Raw genomic sequence first — 4,068 nt, forward strand, 5'->3', positions numbered from 1 at the left:
GCGGTTCTTGCATCTCGTCCATTCCACGCATCGCACTCATCGCCCAAGGTCATGAACACAATATCCATAACGCTCGGGCCTCGAAGCCCGTTTACACCGTTCCCAATTTCAACAGCCTGCTAGGGCCAATGGTCCGGCCGGCTTATTCAGTCCGGCCTGAATAATTCGTTTTGCGCGGCGCTAGCCGTCACGCCTTGAAGACGACACTGGTCGAGCGGTTGAGCAAAGCGAACAGAACAAGGGCGCAAAAAATCCGCAGCTTTCTGAGGATCATGCGCAGGTTGTGGCCGGCACCACACAGCACAGCGTGAATCGCATCACCGAGCGTGCCTTTAAGCCAGTTTCGATCGAGTTTGCCGTCCGTCTTCATGTGACCAATGGCAGGCTCGATTGCGCTTCGTCGTTGGATCATTGCGCGCAACTGGCGCGTGATACCGCGCCGCAATCCCGGGTGATAGATCTTCACTCCCTCGACAGCGACACCCCTGTAGCCGCGATCCACGATGGCGACTTCGGGATTCACATCGCTCAGGATCGCCGCCTGCTCCAACGCTTCAGCCAGCGTGTGACCGTCGTATGGGTTACCCGGCATCGAGCGGGCGCCAACCACAAGCCCTTCCTTGTGTGTCGTCGTGATCGACACCTTCACACCGAATTCGTAGGGTGTGCGAGCCTTGCCTTTCGCCAAACATTCGACTTCCGGCGCATGCAGTGCGTACAGCTTGTTTTTGTCCTTCTGCTTTTGCGACAGGACCCGCCTCGTGCGACCGATCAACTCCTGCAGCGCGATGCGCCCAGTATCGGCGACTGAATCAAGCTGACGCTCCACATCACGCATCACCCGCCCAACGCGCGAGCGCAACGTGCGAAGCGCCTTCTTCATGCGCTTGTACTGCTTCGCATGCGCGTAGCGGCCAATTTGACGCGCCAGGTGCGGCGCCTCGCGATTGTAATTCTGCCGCAGCTTCAATCCGTGCCGGCCGCTGCCTTCACCAGATGTTCGCGACACCGCTCAAGCAGGCGCGAATCGGTTGGATGGGCGATCGCCTTTTGCATGACAGTCGTGTCAACGATTACGCGCTTTGCACTTGAGGCCCTGATCACGCCCCCGCGCTTCGCCGCTTGGATCGTCTCGGCCAGCAGTTCTTCGACTCCGACTTCGCCCAGACGCTTGCGCCAGCGGGTCAGGCTCGACGGATTAATCGGCGGCTCAGTCTGCAAAAACGTTTCGCCAGTGAAGACCTGCCAATAAGGATTCTCCACCCATTGCCAGACCACTTCCTCGTCCGAAAGATCGAACGCATGCTGGAGATACAACAAACCAGCAATCAGCCTCGGTGATGTGGCCGGCCGACCTTTGCGTGAGACGAAGCTCGCGCTCATCGACGCATTCAATCCATCCCAGTTGATCAGATCGGCCAGACGCACCAGCGGATGCTTCAGGTTGATCTGCTCGCGCAGAGGATGCCAGAACAAATCGCCTTCACTCACCGCTGTCTTCGGACCCATCCAGACCTCGACAGAATTTGCAGGAAACCACCCATAATCTGCCAGGATCCTGCAAATCCATCAACAACTTTCCGCTCTAAACCCTTGCTGCACACCGCTCTCCGAATTTTTCAGACTCGACTATTCAGGCTGGCGAGGAAATCGGCGGCATCGCCGGCTGTGAGTCGCCGGAAGATGTCGAGCAAGCGGCCTATGACCGCGACATCTACCCGGACACGATTGAGGTGGAGGCGAGCTGAGTTGCGGCTCTGACGACACGCCAGAACAGCCCGCAGGGTGAGCCTTTCGTCTGAGTAATCTTCCTCATGAGATAATGCGCATCGGAATAGCCAGAACTTCCAGCCGGCATCGCTTGATGTCGGTTTTTTTCGGTCTGCTGCGGATGGAGATCAGGGTTTATACTGTGTCCGTCTCCTCCAAGTTCTCCCCCAAGGACATGGATTAGCCCGCCCACTGAGGCGGGCTTTTTTTGGCGACAACAGAGCGTGTCGACGCTCTGTGACAGGAAGACAAAAGCCGGCCACCCGAAAGGGCACCGGCTTCTTTGTTTGCGGTGTGTCAGTCTGGGGTAAACCTTAGACTGACGCTCACACCCCACGATCACCCTTAATAGGGTTAACCCGTATTACACAACAATCCATTTCGGACAGGGGCCTTAATCTTAAGCGCGCGCTTACCTAGACTGTCGTCATTGGTTTACGAACAGGGCTGTTCGTAGCAGAAAAACAAAGTCTGGAGGGTAGTAACCATGAAGTCCCTTATTCAAGCCGTGGTCATCGCCGCTGCCCTTGCCGCTCCGGTTGCCGTGTTTGCTCAATCGAATGTGCCTGTGACCCGTGCCCAGGTCCGCGCGGAACTGGTCCAGCTGGAAAATGCTGGCTATCGCCCGGGCGAGGGCGACCGCACCACCTATCCGGCACAGATTCAGGCTGCTGAAGCCAAGGTCGCTGCGCAAAATGCGCAAACGGCAACAGCACAGAATCGCGTAGCTGACACCAGCGGCATGGGTGGGGTTGTCAGCGGTTCGTCGTCATCCGGTGCACCCGCAGCCGCCAGCCCGGCGGCCAATGATGGTATGAAGCCGATTTACTTCGGCGCGCATTAACCCTTCAGGTTGACGAGCCGCCGGTGCCCCATCCGGTCGCCGAGCATCGTCCTCTGCGCGCCCCATTCCAGGAACTGGCCCGCTATCGAGGTAACGCCCGGTAGCGGGCCAGTTTCGTATCGATACCTCCGCCGTCGGCTCCCGGTGGCTTCGCCCAAGCCCTTACGGTCTGGGCGCCTTTTCTCTCATTCCATCGATGGTGGTGTCGTGCGGGACGTTCCCTGCTATCTGTCGGAGTCCGACAGATGCCTATCCGGCCGGGCTGCCCCGCTTCGGCGGGCTTTTTTGCCCGCCTCAAGCGCTGTTCGTCGAAAGCCAACAGGTAATGCGGTGCGGTTCGTCGGAGCCGAACTAAGCGCGCGAGCAGATCGGCCGAGGCAGCCGCTAGATTTCCAGTTTGTTTTATTTATCTCATTTGAATCATGGACTTATGAGGATGGAATCACTGCTCGAGACTCCGTTGGCACGCCGCTCGCATATGTAGCTGCGAGCGCAACAATCAGTGCTCATCCAACCTACCGAATAGGAGATTTATCATGCTGAAGATCCAGAACCTCGCCGTTAGCAAAGAACTCGACCGCGCTGAAATGGGCGCTATCGTGGGCGGCAACTCCGCCTACGGCGGCATCAACACCAACTACAACGGCGGCTTCTCGTTCGCCAGCCCGCAAACCATCGTGAACCCGGTGGTCGCACTCGACGCTTCGACGCATACCGACGTCGATGTGAAGAACATCACGAAGTCGCTCGACGCTGTGGGTAGCATGCTCGGCGGCGTGAAGGTCTAAGCGTCCAGCGTGAAAGGGGGAAGGAATGGTGTTCCTTCTCCTCTCTCTGAGCCACGTCTTTGGCTGCCGCAGAGATGGCTCAGAGAGAGGTCCGCATTCTCCTGGGTGCGGCCCTCTCTCCTGAGAAAGCGCGTTGGCCCACTTCGGTGGGCCTTTTTTCGTCTCGCTGTGAAGACCGAGTACCGCACCTCTAGTCGGCTACCGTGGAATCAGATTCCAGCACGCGCGTAGGCGTAAGAAAATTCACGATGCGGGTCTCGGGGGCGAAGCACTGAGCATCCCCAGATGGATGTGCAAACTCAGTTTGTACGTACACCTGGCATCCTGTCCTCGACTTGTGTTTGCCGATTCACATGGTTTGAGGGTGAGTTGAGGTCGACGTGAGGGTGCGACAGGCAGGGTCGAAACCTTGCTCGACGCGGGTTTTGGGGGTGCTATTGGTGGAACGGCTCGGTTCTATTGGTGGAGCGGCTCGGTTAAATGGTGGAGCGACTCGGTTTGTGGTGTAACGGCTCGGTTCTATCCACATGACTTAGAGCGGCTTGAAGTTGACCCAGAAAAACGGACATCTATCCTTTGGAGAAGGAGGTGCCGATTATGGGCAAGCATCGTACCCCGTACCCGGCCGAATTTCGGGCGCAAATGGTCGACCTGGTGAGGGCCGGA

The 4,068-nt window shown here is 57.9% G+C and carries 2 protein-coding genes and 1 pseudogene; 2 read left to right on the top strand and 1 reads right to left on the bottom strand.

Annotation, left to right across the window (positions count from 1 at the left end; all coding sequences use genetic code 11):
• Window positions 1-187: 187 nt before the first annotated feature.
• Window positions 188-1,509 (bottom strand): annotated as a pseudogene (locus tag ABQJ48_RS37420) (IS5 family transposase).
• 748 nt (window positions 1,510-2,257) lie between these two features.
• On the opposite strand from ABQJ48_RS37420, the gene ABQJ48_RS37425 reads away from it, so the two are divergent.
• Window positions 2,258-2,614: a DUF4148 domain-containing protein gene (locus ABQJ48_RS37425; protein ID WP_367842883.1), complete on the top strand. Its 357-nt coding sequence runs from the start codon at window positions 2,258-2,260 to the stop codon at window positions 2,612-2,614.
• A 536-nt stretch (window positions 2,615-3,150) separates the two neighbouring features.
• A complete protein-coding gene (locus ABQJ48_RS37430; protein WP_367842884.1) occupies window positions 3,151-3,402 on the top strand; it encodes a hypothetical protein in 252 nt (83 codons plus the stop codon).
• Window positions 3,403-4,068: the final 666 nt, after the last annotated feature.

The organism is Paraburkholderia suaedae (assembly GCF_040812055.1).
Classification (GTDB): Bacteria; Pseudomonadota; Gammaproteobacteria; order Burkholderiales; family Burkholderiaceae; genus Paraburkholderia.

Coding starts and splice junctions, on each gene's coding strand:
- ABQJ48_RS37425 (WP_367842883.1), top strand. CDS start 2,258: ATGAAGTCCCTTATTCAAGCCGTGGTCATCGCCGCTGCCCTTGCCGCT.
- ABQJ48_RS37430 (WP_367842884.1), top strand. CDS start 3,151: ATGCTGAAGATCCAGAACCTCGCCGTTAGCAAAGAACTCGACCGCGCT.